At 35.2% G+C, this 17981-nt stretch carries 12 protein-coding genes; 8 read left to right on the top strand and 4 right to left on the bottom strand.

Annotated features, from left to right (window positions below; translation table 11 throughout):
* The gene (locus GR162_RS19615; RefSeq protein WP_237421403.1) at nucleotides 1-3015 is read right to left on the bottom strand and encodes a TonB-dependent receptor; all 3015 of its coding nucleotides are present in this window, start codon (nucleotides 3013-3015) and stop codon (nucleotides 1-3) included.
* Nucleotides 3016-3409: 394 nt separating this feature from the next.
* Here GR162_RS19615 and GR162_RS19610 point away from each other — a divergent pair, with 394 nt between their 5' ends.
* Nucleotides 3410-7339 carry a hybrid sensor histidine kinase/response regulator transcription factor gene (locus tag GR162_RS19610; RefSeq protein ID WP_160783499.1) on the top strand — a complete coding sequence of 1310 codons (3930 nt, stop codon included), beginning with the start codon at nucleotides 3410-3412 and terminating at the stop codon, nucleotides 7337-7339.
* 494 nt (nucleotides 7340-7833) lie between these two features.
* On the opposite strand, the gene GR162_RS19605 is transcribed toward GR162_RS19610, so the two are convergent.
* The 3 genes from GR162_RS19605 to GR162_RS19595 all read right to left on the bottom strand — a co-directional run bounded on the left by GR162_RS19605 (nucleotide 7834) and on the right by GR162_RS19595 (nucleotide 11716).
* The gene (locus GR162_RS19605; RefSeq protein ID WP_160783498.1) at nucleotides 7834-10038 is read right to left on the bottom strand and encodes a TonB-dependent receptor domain-containing protein; all 2205 of its coding nucleotides are present in this window, start codon (nucleotides 10036-10038) and stop codon (nucleotides 7834-7836) included.
* Between the two features lie 133 nt (nucleotides 10039-10171).
* Nucleotides 10172-10558, bottom strand: coding sequence for a DoxX family protein (locus GR162_RS19600; RefSeq protein ID WP_160783497.1), 387 nt, complete (start codon nucleotides 10556-10558; stop codon nucleotides 10172-10174).
* Nucleotides 10559-10702: 144 nt separating this feature from the next.
* The gene (locus tag GR162_RS19595; RefSeq protein ID WP_160783496.1) at nucleotides 10703-11716 is read right to left on the bottom strand and encodes a zinc-binding alcohol dehydrogenase family protein; all 1014 of its coding nucleotides are present in this window, start codon (nucleotides 11714-11716) and stop codon (nucleotides 10703-10705) included.
* 231 nt (nucleotides 11717-11947) lie between these two features.
* Here GR162_RS19595 and GR162_RS19590 point away from each other — a divergent pair, with 231 nt between their 5' ends.
* From GR162_RS19590 to GR162_RS19560, 7 genes are all read left to right on the top strand, one after another.
* Nucleotides 11948-12508, top strand: a complete 561-nt coding sequence (locus tag GR162_RS19590) for a GNAT family N-acetyltransferase (RefSeq protein ID WP_160783495.1) — start codon at nucleotides 11948-11950, stop codon at nucleotides 12506-12508.
* A 52-nt stretch (nucleotides 12509-12560) separates the two neighbouring features.
* Nucleotides 12561-13433 carry an AraC family transcriptional regulator gene (locus tag GR162_RS19585; protein WP_160783494.1) on the top strand — a complete coding sequence of 291 codons (873 nt, stop codon included), beginning with the start codon at nucleotides 12561-12563 and terminating at the stop codon, nucleotides 13431-13433.
* A gap of 78 nt (nucleotides 13434-13511) precedes the next feature.
* Nucleotides 13512-14561: an alpha/beta hydrolase gene (locus GR162_RS19580; RefSeq protein ID WP_202393974.1), complete on the top strand. Its 1050-nt coding sequence runs from the start codon at nucleotides 13512-13514 to the stop codon at nucleotides 14559-14561.
* A 180-nt stretch (nucleotides 14562-14741) separates the two neighbouring features.
* A complete protein-coding gene (locus GR162_RS19575) occupies nucleotides 14742-15176 on the top strand; it encodes a DoxX family membrane protein (RefSeq protein WP_160783493.1) in 435 nt (144 codons plus the stop codon).
* Between the two features lie 223 nt (nucleotides 15177-15399).
* Complete coding sequence (locus GR162_RS19570) at nucleotides 15400-16236, top strand: sulfite exporter TauE/SafE family protein (protein WP_160783492.1); 837 nt, start codon at nucleotides 15400-15402, stop codon at nucleotides 16234-16236.
* Entirely contained in the window at nucleotides 16223-16630 is a 408-nt protein-coding gene (locus tag GR162_RS19565; protein ID WP_160783491.1) for a DUF1634 domain-containing protein, read from the top strand. The genes GR162_RS19570 and GR162_RS19565 overlap by 14 nt, the downstream gene beginning before the upstream one ends.
* A 99-nt stretch (nucleotides 16631-16729) precedes the next feature.
* Complete coding sequence (locus tag GR162_RS19560; protein WP_160783490.1) at nucleotides 16730-17752, top strand: LLM class flavin-dependent oxidoreductase; 1023 nt, start codon at nucleotides 16730-16732, stop codon at nucleotides 17750-17752.
* The last annotated feature ends 229 nt before the right edge of the window (nucleotides 17753-17981 follow it).

The following is a 17981-nucleotide window of genomic DNA, read 5'->3' as shown; positions in this document are numbered from 1 at the left end:
TTAAAAGCTAAATTCAACACCAAAAGAATACGTTTTAAGATTCGGGAACGAACCGTTATCAACACCTCTTTCAAAAATTCTGTTATCACCCGTATTACTAAACTCAGGATCCAAACCTTTGTATTTCGTGATCGTTAGAATGTTTTGTGCAGATAAGGTTAATCTTGCTCTTGTAATTCCTGATTTTTCTAAAACGCTGCTTGGCAAATTATATCCAAAACCAATGTATTTTAGTCTGATGAAATTGCCGCTCTCCAAGAAACGGTCACTATCTCCTCTTGAGTTTAAAGTTGAACCTTTGGTAATTCTAGGAAAATCAGTATTTGGATTTTCTGGCGTCCAAGGCTGAATGCCTTTTCTGTAGTTACTATTGTCATCAAAACGATCCACAACACTTCTAAATCCGTTGTAAACAGTAGCTCCGTTTGAAGCAATCCAGTTCATAGAAAAATCAAAGTTTTTATATTCAGCTCCAGCATTTAAACCCATTTCAAATTCTGGCCACGGACTTCCCACAATCGCTTTGTCTTCGTTCGTAATTTGTCCGTCTCCATTATTGTCTTTAAAACGAATATCTCCAGGCACTGCATTCGGCATAATCACTTTTCCGTCAGCATTTTTGTAATTGTCAATTTCCTGCTGATTTTGGAATAATCCGTCTGTTTGCAGCACATACCACATTCCAACTGGATTTCCGCTTCGAGTCATGGTGTTGCCAATAATGTTTTCATTTTGTCCATTTCCTAAAGAAACCAGCTTGTTGTTTACTTTTGTAAAGTTTACAGAAGCATTAAAAGAGAAATCGTTGATTTTTTTGCTGTAAGCCAATTCCAGCTCAAAACCTTTATTTTCTACCGTTGCCGCATTAGAAATTGGATTTCCGCCATCGTTTCCTGTAGTCAGTAAAATAGGGAAACCAAATAATACATCTTCTGTACGAGCAATGAAATAATCCGCAGTAAAACGCAAATCATTATTCAAAACTCCTAAATCCAATCCTATGTTGGTTTGTTTTAGTTTTTCCCAGCGCAGTTGTGAGTTTGATAATTTTACCTGAGTTGCAGAAGGATACAAAGTTTGGTCTTTGCCTAATACAATTTGTCCGAAATTATTAACGAAGCTTTTAGATTCATATTCCCTGATATTTCCAGAACCCAATTCTCCATAACTTGCTCTTAATTTTAGATCTTTAATGAATTCTGATTTAAAGAAAGATTCGTTGCTGATTCTCCATCCAGCTGAAAGAGAAGGGAAATTGCCCCATTTATTGCCATCGCTAAATCTAGAAGAACCATCACGTCTGATTACCGCATTAAATAAATAACGATTATCGTAGTTGTATTCTAATCTTCCTAAATATGAGGTTAAGGCCGCTTCGTTAATGAAACCTCCCACAACTGGCGAATCTCCTTGATTCAAAACCTCATAATATTGACCAGTTCCAGAATTCATCGGAAGATTTCTTTTTGTTCCGTAAATCTGATCGTAATTGTCTTTTTGATACGTCTGACCTACTAAAAGCGTAATATCGTGTTTGCCAAATTCTTTTTTGAAAGTCAATGTATTTTCAAACAATAAAGTTTCTGACCTTCCTTTATTTTGATCGGTTTGAGAAGGATCTTGCGGCTGATTTAATGTCCAGCTTCCTTTTTTTCTCATGTATTTATAAGAATCAAAACTAGTTTCATATCCAAAATTGAAACGGTATTTCAACCAAGGCACGAACTTTAATTCTGACCAAATGTTTCCTCTAATTCTGAAATTTTGATTGGTTACATTAGAAAAATCAGCCAATGCTAAAGGGTTTGTACCAAAAGTGTCCGCAACTCCTTGTTTTCCGTAACCGTATCCACCCGGATTTGATGGATCGTAAAGCGGAATCGTTGGCGTCATTCTGTACACATCAATAATTGGGTTTCCAGACATCTCATCTGTTTTAGCATTACTGATCGCCAAATTTTCTCCAATACTGAAAATTCCTTTTGTACCGCTTGAATTGACGCGGAATGAAATTCTGTCAAAATCAGTTCCGATAACTGTTCCTTCATTTCCAAAATAATTTCCAGACATAAAGAATGTCGAATTTTCGTTTCCACCAGAAAAACTCGCGTTGTAATCCTGAATCATTCCTGTTTGAAAAGTAGCATCCTGCCAATCTGTATTTACAGCCATATTCAGGTTTTGTCTCGGAAGTCCAGCATTGTCATACGCCATATTGTTGTATTTGGCAAATTCCTCAGTTCCCATTAAATCATAGCGAGGCATAATTTGAAAACTGCTTTTTGCAGAAACTTCAACCTGTAATGGTCCTTTTTTTCCTTTTTTAGTGGTAATAATAATGACACCATTTGCAGCTCTAGAACCATAAATTGCTGCTGCAGAAGCATCTTTTAAAACCTGAATCGATTCAATATCATTTGGGTTAAAGTCTCTGTTTGCAGAAGTTACTAAACCGTCAATTACATATAATGGATTGGTGTTTTGAAGGTTTTTAAGACCACGAATTTCAACATTGGCTTCTTGTCCCGGGCGTCCGCCACCGCGAACTTTAACTCCGGTAACCAAGCCTTGAAGTCCATCTGCAACTGTAGTTACCTGTCTTTTCTGAATTTCGTCTGGTTTAACTAATGCAACAGCTCCCGTAAGGTCTTTTTTCTGCTGCGATCCGTAACCTACAACCACTATCTCATCGAGTTTCATGGCATCTTCTGCCATTGTAACGTTTATAGAAGTTTTGTTGTTGATGGCAATTTCTACTGTTTTATAGCCTTGTGAACTAAAAACTAGAGTCTGATTTCCGCTGGCTGAAATTTTAAAGCTTCCGTCAAAATCGGTAACAGCACCATTCTGTGTTCCTTTTATCAAAACATTCGCAAAAGGAACCGCTTGTCCGTCTGCGGTAGTCACTTTTCCCGTAACATTTATTTGCTGGGCAAAAGCAGACTGCAGTAATAAACTAAAGAAAACTAAGAGGTAATATCTCTTCGTTAAAAAGTGAGTGAACTTTGTTTTCATTGATTTTTGCATTTTAGATAGTTTTATTCTTTTTGTGGTTTGGTTTAATGAAATATGGCGCTTTTTTAGCCGTCTGGTATACGGGCAAAAAAAGAACTAATATTCTTTAGTTGTAATAAATTGTTCATTTTGTTTCAAAATTATTAATGGTTGGTTTTTTCAAACTTTATTTTATCGATAGTGTATTTTTAACCTTAAAATTTTATCAATATCATTTATTTTAAAATTCAAAGTAGGCGCTTTTTATTCAAAATAAAATGCTTCATTTGTGTCAATATCTCTCTCAAATGATTCAAATTGTATTAAAAACAGCCCGTTTTCATTCAGTTGCAACATTTTGTAGAATATTGAGACGATTTGCAGAAATCTAGATTTTAGCCTAAAAAATACAACTATGCGTAAATTCTTTCTTTTTTTATATTTCAGCTTTTTTTCGATAAATTTTTCGAATGCGCAGGAGTATTATTTTAAACATTATCAGGTAGAAGAAGGACTTTCAAACAACACAGTTTTGACCTCAATACAAGATAATGACGGTTTTATGTGGTTTGGAACCAAAGACGGTTTAAACCGTTTTGACGGCTATCGTTTTAAAACCTATAGAAGCAGCGGAGATCCTGTTCATAGTTTAGGAAGCAATTATATTCAATCTTTACACGAACACAATGGCACAATTTGGGTCGGTACTGATAAAGGTTTGTATCATTATGATAAAAAACTGGATCGTTTTACGATTTTGAATGAAGCCATAAATGATCGCATCAACGACATCAATCACGATCAAAAAGACAACATTTGGTTTGTTTCTGGCAACATTTTGTATAAATATGCACCAAAAAAGCAGCAAACAACCACTTTCAATCCAAACAAATACTTCATTACCACTTCGATTACGAAAGATTACAAAGGAGAAATCTGGGCTTCTTCTCTCAATAAAATCTATCATTATTCTGAAGAAAACCTTTCTTTTGAAAATATTCCGTTAAATCCGCCAGCAAATAAAGCTAATTTCAGAATTACAGTCATTTATGCCGTAGATTCAGAAAATATTGTAATCGGCACGCAAGATCACGGTGTACTACTATATAATAGAAAAAACAAAAGCACAACTGAATTACAATTCGCAATAAAAGAACCGGTTTTCGTTCGTCAATTCAGGAAAAAAGGAAATGATGAACTTTGGATTGCAAGCGAATCTGGGGTTTATGTGTATAATCTGAAAACCAAAACGGCTGTAAATCTTAAGAAAAATTACAACGATCCGTATGCGATTTCAGATAATGCGGCTTATTCTATTACAATTGACAAAGAAAACGGAATATGGATTGGAACGTATTTTGGCGGTGTCAATTATCATCAGAAACAATACACTCAGTTTAAAAAGTACTTTCCGCAGAACAATCAAAATTCTATTAGTGGAAACGCAGTTCGAGAAATTCATAAAGACGATCACGGCGATTTATGGATCGGAACAGAAGATGCAGGCGTAAATCGTTTTAATCCGAAAACGCAAAAGTTCACTTCTTATAATGTTTCGTATTATAATATTCATGCTTTAATGCCTCGGAAAGACAAAATCTGGGTCGGAACTTTCGAGCATGGTTTAGATGTTTTAGACCGAAATTCGGGCGCAATTCTCAAGCATTACAGCGCCAATGATGGCCGAAGCGGACTGCACAGCAATTTTATTTTTTCTTTTTATGAAATGAAAAACGGAGATCTGATTGTGGTAACAACATCAGGACTTTATCGCTATAATGAACAGGCGGATAATTTTGAAATTCTGAAATTCTTTCCAGAAACGTATCATTATACGAATATGAAAGAAGACAGCGACGGCAATCTTTGGGCTGGAAGTTATCGCGATGGATTGTTGTTTTACAATCCGAAAACGAAGAAAAAAGAGGTTTTTATGTATGATTATAAAAATCCAAAAGGCATTAGCAATAATACGATAAATGCCATTTTTGAAGATTCTTCAAAAAACTTATGGATTGCAACCGAAAACGGATTGAATCTTGTAAACAGACAAAACCATACTTTTACCAAATTCACAACCAAAAACGGAATGCCGAGCAATGTTTTCTATTCTATTTTGGAAGATGATTCTAAAAATCTTTGGCTGACCACTTCCAAAGGTTTGGTAAAATTTGGTCCAGATCATAAAACCATTAAGATTTTCACGACCGCAAACGGATTATTGAGCGATCAGTTCAATTACAATTCAGCTTTTAAAGATGCAAACGGCGATATGTATTTTGGAAACCTAAACGGAATGATCAGTTTTAATCCGAAGCATTTCAGCAAAAATAAATACACGCCTTTTATTTACATTACCAATATTCAGATTAATAATAAGGATATTGAGGTAAACAGCCCCGATTCGCCTATTTCGCAATCTATTTCGTTTTTGGATGAATTGGAACTCAACAACAGCCAATCGTCTTTTAATCTCGAATTTGCGTCTTTAAATTACACTGCACCCGAACTGACCGAATATTGGTATCAATTGGAAAATGTAAATAATGATTGGGTGTATTTGGGAAGAAACAACAAGGTTTTCTTTACCGAATTGGCGCCTGGCGATTATGTTTTTAAAGTAAAATCACTCAATAGTTTTGGAGTTTGGAGTAAAGAGGTAAAACTCAAAATACGCATTCTTCCGCCATGGTACGCGAGTACTTATGCTTATCTGCTGTATTTCTTACTAATTTGTGCTGGTTTCTATTATATCATTCGTTATTCTCAAAATCTGACTCAGATCAAGAATAACCGCAAAATCAAGCATTTGAATGATGAAAAAGAAAAAGAAATCTATCAGGCAAAAATTGACTTTTTTACGAATGTAGCCCACGAAATCAGAACACCTTTAACGCTTATCAAAGGTCCGTTGGAAAAGCTTTTGGGAATGAAATACGAATCGGAAGAAGTGCCGCAGCATCTTTCGATCATGAAGAAAAATACTTCCCGTTTATTGAAGTTGGTAAACGAATTGCTCGATTTTAGAAAATCGGAGATTGGCGGCTTGAAATTGACTTTCGTCGAAGCGAATATTTCTTCGATGGTTCGAAATTTTCATTTGAGATTCAGCCAATTAATCGAAGAACGCGAACTGGAATTTCAATTGGAATTGGGTGAAAAAGACATTCACGCTTTTGTTGACAAAGAGGCTTTCAAAAAAATCTTGAGCAATTTGATCAACAATGCGATTAAATACTCGAATAAAAAGGTTTCCATTTCTTTGTTTAGAGATGAAAAGAAACTGCATTTGATTGTAAAAAATGATGGAAATGTGATTCCCATTCATTTAAAAGACAAGATTTTTGAGCCCTTTTTTAGAGTTGATGACAGCAGTACGGCATCAGGAACGGGAATTGGACTTTCGCTGGCGCATTCTTTGGCGCAATTGCACAATGGAAGTTTAGAATTGATTGAAGATGTAAATTACAATATTTTCGAATTAACCGTTCCGCTGCATCAAGAAGAAGAATTTATGCTTTATGCCGATTCTGAGAAAGAACAAACAGAAAGTGAAACGCCAAAAGAACCAATTGAAATCAAAAACGAAAAAGCGCAAGTTTTGGTGGTAGAAGACAATGATGACCTTTTGAATTTTATTACAACAGAATTGGCAGGAACTTACACTGTTTTAAAGGCCCAAAATGGCGAAGAAGCCATCAAAATCATTCATAACGAAAACATTCAGTTGGTGATTTCAGATGTGACCATGCCTGTTATGGACGGATTTACGATGTGTAAAAAGATTAAAACGAATCTCGAAACGAGTCATATTCCGGTTATTTTATTGACGGCGAAAAACTCATTAAAATCACAAATCGACGGACTTGAAGTGGGTGCAGACGCTTATGTGGCAAAACCTTTTTCTATGGATTATCTGAAAGTACAAGCCAATAACTTGATTGAAAACCGCAGACAGATTATGAATTATTATGCGAGTTCGCCGCTTTCGCACATTAAAAGCATTGCCCACAATAAAACTGACGAAAAGTTCCTGAAAAAACTGGACGACGAAATCCTTAAAAATATCACTGATCAGGATTTAAGCGTAGAATCGCTTGCAGAAATCATGAATATGAGCCGCTCGACTTTATACAGAAAAATTAAAGACATTACGAATCTAAGTCCAAACGAATTAATCAATATCGTACGTCTCAAAAGAGCTGCAGAACTATTATTAAACGAAAACTACAAAATGTACGAAATCGCAGAAATGGTCGGCTACAAATCGCAAACGAGTTTTGGACGTAATTTCCAGAAGCATTTTAATATGTCGCCGTCGGAATATATCAATGCGAATAGATAAGTTTTTTTAAGTAGCTTAAATAACTCTCGCAAAGTCGCAGAGACGCAAAGTTTTTTTCTCTTTATGGTTTTATGAGAAATTCAATACAATTTATCTATAAGGTTTTATTTATATGTTTTATAAAACATAGCCCGCGGTTTCAACCGTGGGAACACAACGTAAATTACACAACGCATTTCTGGGCCTCCACGCGGTTGAAACCGCGGGCTATGTTTGAAAATTGGAATGTTTTGCTATCGCTCTGTGACCTTTAAAATAAAATGCATAGACTAAAATCTTTGCGTTTCTCTGCGTAAATCCTCTGCGAACTCTGCGTTAAAAAACCTTTTTAATACCAAGTACATGCTTAAAAAAACACAAAATCGGCAAAGCTATTTGTTTAAATAATCGCCACGAATTCACGATTTTTATTCTCAAAGAAGAAAATGTGCCAATTAGATAATGCGAGTAATTATCTAATTGGCACATTTTCTAATTGCCACATTGATCAATTTCTACCACGTGTATTTCAAGATCAAACGCGCATTAAACGGAGTTCCTGCCGTAAAATGAATTTCTTCTACAGGATCTGTTTCATTTGCCAATCTTGATTCGGTTAAAAATTGTGTTTCTTTCCATTTTGTATTGAAAATATTGTCAATGTTTACGCCAATTGAAACTTTCTTAATCTGATAATTCACAGAGAAATCGGTAATACAATATCCTTTTGCTACAACCGAATTGTCTTCGTTTGCTGGTCTGTCGCCTAAGAAACGCGTTCTTATGCTCCCTGAAAAACCTTTTAAATCCTTTACCGAAAGTCCGCTCATTAAAGTGTTTTTTGGAGCAAGTGGCAAATAATCGTTTCCTTTTGGTTCGTCTATTGCTCTTGCATGCGTATATGTATAATCTGCATTCCAGAACAACCAATTGGTCAATTGATATCTAATTCCAAAATCAAAACCTTTACGTTCTGTTTTTCCGCTTGGTTCAACAACAGCTTCGTCTCCTACGTACACAAATTCCTGAGCTAGATATAAATACCAAAGAGCCGAATTGACAATCATTCTTGGAAATGGTTTCCAGTTTAAACCTAAATCTGCTCCGTACGTTTCTGGAAGAATTTTTTCTCCTTTTTGCGCCACAACTACACGGGTATCATTACTGTGAAATCCTTTTCCTAACTTCAAGAAATAGTTTAATTTGTCATTTTGAGTATACAAAAAGTTTAGTTTCGGGCTTACAATTGCTTTGGTCTGCGTCTGATTACTATAAGTTGCAGCCAATTGATCTTCATATCCAAATTTGAAATAATCCAAACGCAAACCTCCGTTTACTAACCATTTTCCAGCAGTAAAATCAAGACTTGAATACGTAAATAAATTGGTCTGATTTACCGTTCCTAAACTCAAATATTCTAAAACTGTTTTTCTGTTTAATGTATGAGACAATTCTACATCTTTATTATTGTCATTTCGAAGTCCAGCGCCTAGTTTAAAACGCCATTTTTCATTCAGTTTTTGATCGTATTCTGACTGAAAACCTACAATAGTTCTATTTTCTTTCTGTTTGATTTGATCGCCGTTTACAGGATCATTCAAGAAAAAAGTAAAATTAGAATACAGTTCAAAATCGTATTTACTTAAATATGCGCTGCTTTTAATGTGTGTATTGTCATCAATTTTTGCATCGTATTGCAGATTAAAGTTGGTTCTGTCTGTATTTCCTCCTTCATTCGGATCGATTGCTCCGAAATGCGAAATTGTTCCGTCGTTTACTGCACGGTCAGGAATCTGTCCGCTGGCGTCCCATTGGCTTTTAAAATGTGAAACCGAAATCGCCAAACGGTCTCCGTTTTCCATTTTAGCATTGTATTTTCCAAACAAATTAATTCGGTTAAAATTCTGAGGAGCATCAAAATAACCATCGGTCATCATATATTCTCCAGCAAAATAAGCCGATTGGTTTTCTTTATTCAATAAATTAAACATCGCAACGGTACGAAAAGTATCAAACTGCCCACCTTCAAAAGAAATAGAGCTGTTTTGCAAAGCATTTTTGGTATTAAAACCAACATATCCTGCAGTTGTAAAATCGCCTTTATCAACAAAATAAGCACCTTTATCAAAATCGATATTGTCAACTGTTTCTGGAATCACAAAATGCAGATCAGAATAGCCTTGTCCGTGTGCGTGCGAAACCATATTTACCGGCATTCCGTCAACAGTGATATTAATATCGGTTCCGTGATCGCAATCAAAACCTCTTAAGAAGATTTGCTCTGCTTTTCCTCCGCCCGCATGCTGACCGATAAAAAGTCCTGGAACTTTTCGCAGTAAATCCTGAGAATTTGAAATAGGCTGAATTTCAAAATCGATTTTAGAAATGGTGTTTAAATATTTTAAATTATTGCCAATCTTAACTTCTTCCAGCAAAAATGGTTTTTCTTCTAATTGAATGGAAAGAAAATCTAAAGAAGCCAATTTTATTCTTTGAGTTGAAAATCCCTTTTTGGTAATAACCAAACTATCATTTACCTGTACAGATTCTAAGGTAAATTTTCCGTTTGCATCGGTATGGGCGTGTGTTTTAGAATTTAAATCACGAATTAAAACATCTGATGCTTCTTTTCCTTCAGAATCATTGATGATTCCGTTTAAATATTGGGCATTAATTGCCAGAGAAAAAATAAAAAGAGTAAAGGCGAATAAGAACTTCATTGCTATTTTAATAATTATTTGGGTAATTTTAGGGCAAAAATAGCATAATAAAAAGAGTAATAACAAGAAAAAGCCCTAAATCAATAATTTAAGGCCTTTTTTAATATATAAGAAATATCTTATTTATAAAGGATTAATCCCACTGACTGTTTTTAGAAACGGCATATTTACCCGCTCCAGTAAAGAACAATGCAAGAGCGCCAAAAAGATATAGCATTAATAATTCTAAAGCATAACCTCCATGCTCGCTTATTGAGAAAATTTCCTGACTGTGCATTGTTGCAACCGCCACCACACAAGTTATTGCCAAAAGAACTGCCGCAATTCTCGTTCTGAATCCTAATAAAATAGCTATTGGAGATAAAACTTCGCCAATATAAACGGCATATCCAAATGTGCCTAAGTTTTCTACAAGGAACGAAACTCCGTGAATCAACTTAGAAACACCATGAAAAAGCATTAACCCGCCAGTGCTGATGCGCAATAGTAATAATCCAAGGTCTGTGTTTTTTGAAATCATAAATAATTTTGTTTTAGGTTAAAAATTTATACTCAATTTGGTTTGTAAGCCGACTAAAATACAAAAATTTCTTATTTAAAAACAATATTATTTAAAACTGTTCCAAATAACTATTCTAAGCTATCAGAAAGACGATTTTATGTTTTAGAACTTAATCGCAATTTTTCCAATTGTCTTTCCGGATTCTAAAAGTTCATGTGCTTTTTTAAGATTTTCGGCTGTAAGTCCGCTTAAAGTTGTGTTCAATGTAGTTTTCAGAATGCCGTCGTCTAACAAGTCTGCTACAATATTTAAGATATTATGCTGTTCAATCATATCTTCTGTCTGATACATTGATCGAGTGTACATTAATTCCCAAGAAAAAGAAACACTTTTGCTTTTCAGTTTATTCAAAACTACAGGCTCAGCGCTTCCGGTGATCGAAGCGATATGCCCCTGCGGTTTAATCAATTCAACCATCGTGTCCCAATAAGCATTGGTGTCTACTAAATCTAGAATAAAATCAACATGTTCAAAGCCTGCTTCACGAACAGAAGAAATCAAGTCTTTATGGTCTACCACAAAATCAGCTCCTTGCTGTTTGCACCATTCAATTGTTTCAGGACGAGAAGCTGTTGCAATAACAGTTAAACCTGCAATTTTCTTGGCCAATTGAATGGCAATCGAACCTACTCCGCCAGCACCGCCAATAATTAGAATCGATTTCCCTTTGTCTTTGTCAGCATTAATTCTGATTCTGTCAAATAAAATTTCCCAAGCCGTTAAAGCAGTCAACGGAATCACGGCCGATTCTTCAATGCTTAATGATTTTGGCTTTCTGCCGACAATTCGCTCGTCAATAATCTGATATTCGGCATTGCTTCCTTGTTTGGTAATATCTCCAGCGTAATAGACAGGATCGCCTACTTCAAACAAAGTAACGTCTTGTCCAACAGCCTGCACAATTCCTACAGCATCCCAGCCAATGATTTTTGGGGTATCCAAAACGGTTTCTTTTGCCGAACTCTGACGAATTTTAAAATCGACGGGGTTGACTGAAATCGCATCAATTTTAACTAATAAATCGTGTGCTCCAGGGACTGGTTTTACGGTTTCAAATTCGATAAAACTTTCTGGGTTTTCTATGGGTAATGATGTTTTAAATCCTATTGCTTTCATTGTTTTAATGTTTAAATTAAAATTGTTATACAAATATAAGGCGAGTTGAAATCTCCTGATTGGTATATATTGAGCGTATATTTGTACATTTTTTTCAAAGATTCTAAGTTTCTTTTTCCCGCAGATTTAGCGGATTATGCAGATATTTCAAATATTAATCTGCTAAATCTGCAGAATCTGCGAGAGAAAATATTTAAATGAAGTAAATTTGTTTGTACTAAAATCTTCCACATGAATATCAGAAAAGCCGAAAAATCAGACTCAAAATATATTGCTCCTATATTATTATTAGCAATGGAAGATATTATCTACAAATTTATTGCTAAGAATGATTACGCTTCCGCGAAAGACTTTCTGGAATATTTCGTTGAAAGAGAAAACAACCAATATTCGTATCAAAACTGTTTTGTGGCTGAGGAAAATGGAGAAATCATAGGCGCAGTTAATATTTACAATGGTTCTGATATAGAAGCTTTACGAAATCCGATTGTGGAATATGTTAGAGCACATTATAATCCAGAATTTAATCCAGAGTTTGAAACGCGCGCTGGAGAATTTTACATTGATTCATTAGGCGTTAATCCAAATCAGCAGGGAAAAGGAATTGGTTCTAAGCTACTAGTTTTTCTAATTAACGAATATGTTCATCAAAACAAACAGACATTAGGTTTATTGGTGGAAGAAGAAAATCCGCTGGCGAAAAAACTTTATTTAAAACTCGGATTTAAAATTGTGGGCGAAAAAACTTTGGTTGGCAAAAAACTGGAACATCTTCAAATTGGCAATGAATAGTGCTGCTTTCGCTAAAGAAAATCATTAAATTTAAAATCCAAAACAAACTTCGATGAACCTTAATAATGTATTTGAATCAAATTATAAAAAACTGGGATTTCTGGTTCTGAATCAGGAAACTGTAGAAGGAATAAACAGCGACGAATACAAAGCGTATATTAAGGTCTTATATCTTCCGGAAGATTATCAGGTTACTATTGATTTTAAACAATATCAAACCAAAAGTCCTTCTCTGTTTTTTATCAACAGCAATCAATATCTACAGATTAATAAGGAAGGGAAAAAGCAGGGGTATTTTATGTATTACAATCGTGATTTTTACTGTGTGCAGATTCACGATGCCGAAGTAGCCTGCGACGGATTGCTATTCAACAATATATTTGAAATGCCAATGACAACTTTGCCCGATGAAGAGGTTTTGTTTATTGAAGGCATTTTCAATCAGATTCAGGAAGAGTTTGTTTCTCCCGATTCGTCTCAGGAAGAAATGATTCGAACGTATTTGAAACAACTTATTATTAAAGCGACGCGAATCTGGAAAATTCAGCAATTAGGTGTTTTAAACGAAGAACCTTCTAAAGAAATGGATTTTTTTAGAGATTTCAGCCGATTGGTCGAAATTCATTTCAGAACCAAACATACCGTTGCCGATTATGCCGATATTTTAGGCGTTGCTCCTAAAACCCTTTCTAATAAATTCAATCGTCTGGAACTAACACAGCCAAACGATATTATAAAAGACCGCATTATTCTGGAAGCTAAAAGGCTTTTGGGGTATTCTTCTTTAAGCGTAAAAGAGATTGCATACCAGCTCGGCTATGAAGATCCAGCTTATTTTAACCGACTTTTTACCAATAAAGTTGGCGACACTCCGTCTAATTTCAAGAAAAAATACCTTCAAGGGAAAAATGTACAATTAGAATAGACTTTTATCCATTTTTAGAGCTTTACTAGCGCCATATCTTTGTCCTATTAAATTATAAATAATTAAAACATAAAAGATATGAAAACTATTAAAGTATTACAGCAAAGTTTATTTATTGCAGCATTGTTCATCGCAAATACAATTGCTTCAGCACAAGAAAAACCATTTAAAGGACAAAATGACCCCGAAATCTTTACAGAAGTACGCAGCTTTTTAAATGCATTAAATTCAGGTGACGGAAAACCTTTGGAACAATTATCTGTTACAGATGCCAGAAACGTTTTAGTAGGCGCACAGAAATCGGTTGAAGTCGATTATTCCGGCATCGAAGAATCTGAAAAAGTAATTTCACAAAACGGGTTAAAAGTAAAAATTCATATTACAAAACCTAAAGGGGTAAAAGCAAACGCGCCTGTATTCATTTTCATTCATGGCGGCGGATGGGTTTTAGGCGATTATCCTACTCATAAAAGATTAGTGAGAGATTTGGTTGTAGAAAGTGGTGCTGTTGCGGTTTTCCCAGATTATACACCATCTCCTGAAGCTAAATATCCAGTGGCAATTAACGAAATTTACGCTGCAACACAATGGGTTTCTGAAAATGGAAAAGAAATTGGCGTAGACGGTAAAAACCTTGCTGTTGTTGGAAACAGTGTAGGTGGAAATATGACGGCAGCTATTACTTTAATGGCTAGAGATAAAAAAGGGCCACACATTAAATTACAAGTTCTTTTATGGCCAGTAACCGATGCCAATTTTGAAACTGAATCATATAATCTATATGCCAACGGACGTTTCTTGACTAAAAATATGATGAAATGGTTCTGGGATAATTACTTGCCTGATACTGCAAAAAGAACTGAAAAATATGCTTCTCCATTGCAAGCAAGTTTAGCAGAATTAAAAGGCTTGCCTCCTGCTCTAGTGCAAACTGCTGAAAATGATGTTTTAAGAGACGAAGGCGAAGCTTATGCCAGAAAACTGAATGAAGCTGGAGTTCCTGTAACTTTAACTAGATACAACGGATTGATTCATGATTACGGACTTTTAAATCCGATTGCAAATGTGCCAGCTATTCAAACTGCCATACAACAAGCCGCAATTGTAATTAAAACATCTTTGAAATAAGGAAATCGCACAAGATTTAAAAGGGATAGAACACAATCTATCCCTTTTTTATATATTTTATCGATTATTTTAAACAATTTGGCGTTCATTCTATCGTTATTAAAAAAATAACGGAATGATTTTTCTTTGTTTTTGAAGAAAATAGTTCCATTTCAGTGAAAATAAAAAGTAAGATTTAGAATGAAAAACATAACCATATTAGAAGCAGGTTTAATTTTAAGAATAGTTTTAGCCATCACGATGCTTTCGGCCGTAGCAGACCGATTTGGAGTTTGGGGCGCACCAGGTTCCCACCAAGTCGCTTGGGGAAATTGGGATAATTTTGTTACTTATACACAAACACTCAACCCATATGCAAACCGAGCCATATCTGAAATTTTAGGAGGAGTTGCTACTTTTTTTGAGGTTTTGTTCAGTCTATTATTATTATTCGGTTTCAAAACTAGGCTTGCCGCTTTAGGAACTACCATTTTAATGTTCTTTTTTGCTTTTGCCATGTCAGTTTCGGTTTCTGTAAAAGCACCTTTTGATTATTCAGTCTGGACAAGTGCTGCAGCGGCTTTATTGCTTGCTAATATTGGAAAAACATCTTTTGCAGTTGACAATAGGATATAATCTTTTTTGGTTGATGGTTTTTGGTTGGTAGTTGATGGTTATCTAAAAAATGTCAAAGTTAATCCTAAAAAAAAAGTTAACCTTCAACAACAAACAACAAACAACAAACAACAAACAATAAACAATAAACAACAAACAATAAACAACAGCCATTTTTAAGGTATATTTAAGTTCATGAACAAATTTGTATTCGTAAATTAGCAAATACAAAAACATACCTTAAATGACAATACTTACCTTTACGCTGATAATGATTCTAGGCGCTTTTTTAGCTGGATTTATAGGTTCATTATCAGGCTTAGGAGGCGGTATCATTATTATTCCGCTTCTTACTATTATTCTCGGTGTCGATATTCATTATGCCATTGGAGCCGCTTTAGTCTCTGTTATCGCCACTTCTTCTGGCTCTGCCGCAGCTTATGTAAAAGAGGGAATTACCAACATGAGAATAGGAATTTTTCTCGAAATCGCCACTACTATCGGAGCGGTTTGCGGTGCCTTGCTTTCTACCATTGCCCCTACTTCTTTTATAGCAGTTTTATTCGGTTTAACGCTAATTTTTTCTGCAATTAATTCGTTACGAAAAAAAGAAGAACATATTGTCTTGGAGTCTAGTCCGCTGGCAAAAAAACTAAAATTGGACGGAACTTATCCTTCTCACGACGGTGAAGTCATAAAATACGGAACTAAAAACGTGCTTGGCGGCTTCAGCATGATGGGAGTTGCCGGAATGATGTCTGGTCTTCTCGGAATTGGTTCTGGCGCTTTTAAAGTGATTGCAATGGACAATATCATGCGCGTTCCCTTTAAAGTTTCCACTACAACCAGTAATTTTATGATGGGAGTTACAGCAATGGCGAGTTCTGTAATTTATATTCAAAAAGGGTATATCGAACCTGGAATCTGTATGCCGGTTGTAATTGGAGTTTTGTTTGGTGCCATGGCTGGAGCCAAGATCTTAGTACGAACAAATCCGAAGAAATTGAGAATATTTTTTGCCTGCCTGATTTTTGTTTTGGCAATAAACATGATTTATAACGGACTAAATGGAAAAATCTAATATGGTACAGGAAGAAAAATTTGGAGAAAAAGATTTTCAAACTATTATAGGAAACTTACTTCGCTACGGAGTTTGGATTTCGCTATCAGTAGCTTTTATTGGCGGAATTGTTTATTTGATTCACAATGGAAGCCAGATTGAAGATTATTCTGTTTTTAAAGAAAATGATAGAAATATATTTGAAGTAATTGCGGCTGTTTACAATGGTGCAATTCAAGGAAATGGTGAATCCTTAATATTTACTGGTATTATTTTGCTTTTCCTTACGCCAGTTTTACGTGTTTTGCTTTCGCTATTTTCGTTTTTATTAGAAAAAGATTATTTATATGTCGCCATTACATTAATTGTTATTGCGATTATTATTATCAGTATTTCATTTGGATTCTCACACTAGATAATTGTAGATTTTAGATTTCAGATTTCAGATTTTAGATTTTAGATTTTGAAATTTGGAATTTGGAATTTCTCAATATTGGAATTTAAAATTAAGCTTATGGAAATAGGAATAGACAGTTTTGCTTCGGCAATGTATGGCGACAACAACACTCTGAGCAGTGTTGATGCCATGGAACAGCTATTGCAGAGAATTGAATTTGCAGATCAGGCTGGTCTAGATGTTTTCGGAATTGGTGAACATCACAAAAAAGAATTTTTAGATTCTGCTACAGCTGTTATTTTGAGTGCAGCGGCGGCAAGGACAAAAAATATTCGACTCTCAAGTGCTGTAACCGTTTTAAGTGCAGCAGATCCTGTTAGAGTTTATCAGAGTTTTGCGACTTTAGATTTAATTTCAAAAGGAAGAACTGAAATTGTTGTAGGTAGAGGATCTGCCATTGAAGCTTATCCCCTTTTTGGATATGATTTGAGAGATTATGATGCTCTTTTTAAAGAAAAACTCGAGCTATTGCTTCAAATCAGAGACAATGAATTTGTTACTTGGGAAGGAAAATTTCGTCCTGCGCTAAATAATTTACCGGTTTATCCAAGAGCTTTACAGGAAAAATTGCCTATTTGGCTTGGCGTTGGAGGAACACCCGAATCTTTTATTAGAGCAGGTTCGTTGGGACTTCCCTTAATGGTTGCCATAATTGGCGGGCAAACACATCGTTTCAGACCTTTAATCGATTTATATCGCGAAGCTGGAAAAGCAGCTGGCTATAAACCTGAAGAGTTGAAAGTGGGCTTGCATTCACCAGGTTATGTTAGTACCACCACAGAAAAAGCAATTGAAGAATACTATCCTGGATATGCTGAATTATGGACCAAATTAGGCTATGAAAGAGGTTGGCCTCCTGTAACAAGAGGAAAATTTGACGGGTTAATTGATGATTTAGGCGTTTTAATCGTTGGAGGTCCAGAAAGAGCTGCAGAGAAAATCCTTCGTCACAGCGAAGCACTGGGCGGAGTGGATCGATTCACTTTCCAAATGGATAATGCTCGCTTGACACACAAACAATTAATGAATGCCATTGAATTGATTGGTACAAAATTGATTCCGTTGATTAAGGAGGCATAATTATATTCTCGCAATCCCGATAAATATCGGAAGCAAAGACGCAAAGATTTTTTTTTAAGCCACTCCCAATAGCTATCGGGATATACAGATTAAAAGGATTTTTTAGAAATTAAATAGCGTCCAGCTTTAGCTGGATGAAATTATAAAATAAAATTAAAGGCTTTAGACAAACTAGAGATGTTTGTCCAAAGCCTTTATTCCTTTGTTACTTTGTTACTATAATCCTCAG

Source organism: Flavobacterium sp. HBTb2-11-1, from assembly GCF_009826975.1.
In the GTDB taxonomy this organism is placed as follows: Bacteria; Bacteroidota; Bacteroidia; order Flavobacteriales; family Flavobacteriaceae; genus Flavobacterium.
This window is presented reverse-complemented; position numbering and strand designations above follow the sequence as displayed.

Excerpts from the sequence above, each read along its gene's own strand:
- GR162_RS19570 (WP_160783492.1), top strand. The coding sequence starts at position 15,400 with ATGACAATACTTACCTTTACGCTGATAATGATTCTAGGCGCTTTTTTA.
- GR162_RS19610 (WP_160783499.1), top strand. The coding sequence starts at position 3,410 with ATGCGTAAATTCTTTCTTTTTTTATATTTCAGCTTTTTTTCGATAAAT.
- GR162_RS19605 (WP_160783498.1), bottom strand. The coding sequence starts at position 10,038 with ATGAAGTTCTTATTCGCCTTTACTCTTTTTATTTTTTCTCTGGCAATT.
- GR162_RS19615 (WP_237421403.1), bottom strand. The coding sequence starts at position 3,015 with ATGAAAACAAAGTTCACTCACTTTTTAACGAAGAGATATTACCTCTTA.
- GR162_RS19590 (WP_160783495.1), top strand. The coding sequence starts at position 11,948 with ATGAATATCAGAAAAGCCGAAAAATCAGACTCAAAATATATTGCTCCT.
- GR162_RS19595 (WP_160783496.1), bottom strand. The coding sequence starts at position 11,716 with ATGAAAGCAATAGGATTTAAAACATCATTACCCATAGAAAACCCAGAA.
- GR162_RS19565 (WP_160783491.1), top strand. The coding sequence starts at position 16,223 with ATGGAAAAATCTAATATGGTACAGGAAGAAAAATTTGGAGAAAAAGAT.
- GR162_RS19585 (WP_160783494.1), top strand. The coding sequence starts at position 12,561 with ATGAACCTTAATAATGTATTTGAATCAAATTATAAAAAACTGGGATTT.
- GR162_RS19575 (WP_160783493.1), top strand. The coding sequence starts at position 14,742 with ATGAAAAACATAACCATATTAGAAGCAGGTTTAATTTTAAGAATAGTT.
- GR162_RS19560 (WP_160783490.1), top strand. The coding sequence starts at position 16,730 with ATGGAAATAGGAATAGACAGTTTTGCTTCGGCAATGTATGGCGACAAC.
- GR162_RS19600 (WP_160783497.1), bottom strand. The coding sequence starts at position 10,558 with ATGATTTCAAAAAACACAGACCTTGGATTATTACTATTGCGCATCAGC.
- GR162_RS19580 (WP_202393974.1), top strand. The coding sequence starts at position 13,512 with ATGAAAACTATTAAAGTATTACAGCAAAGTTTATTTATTGCAGCATTG.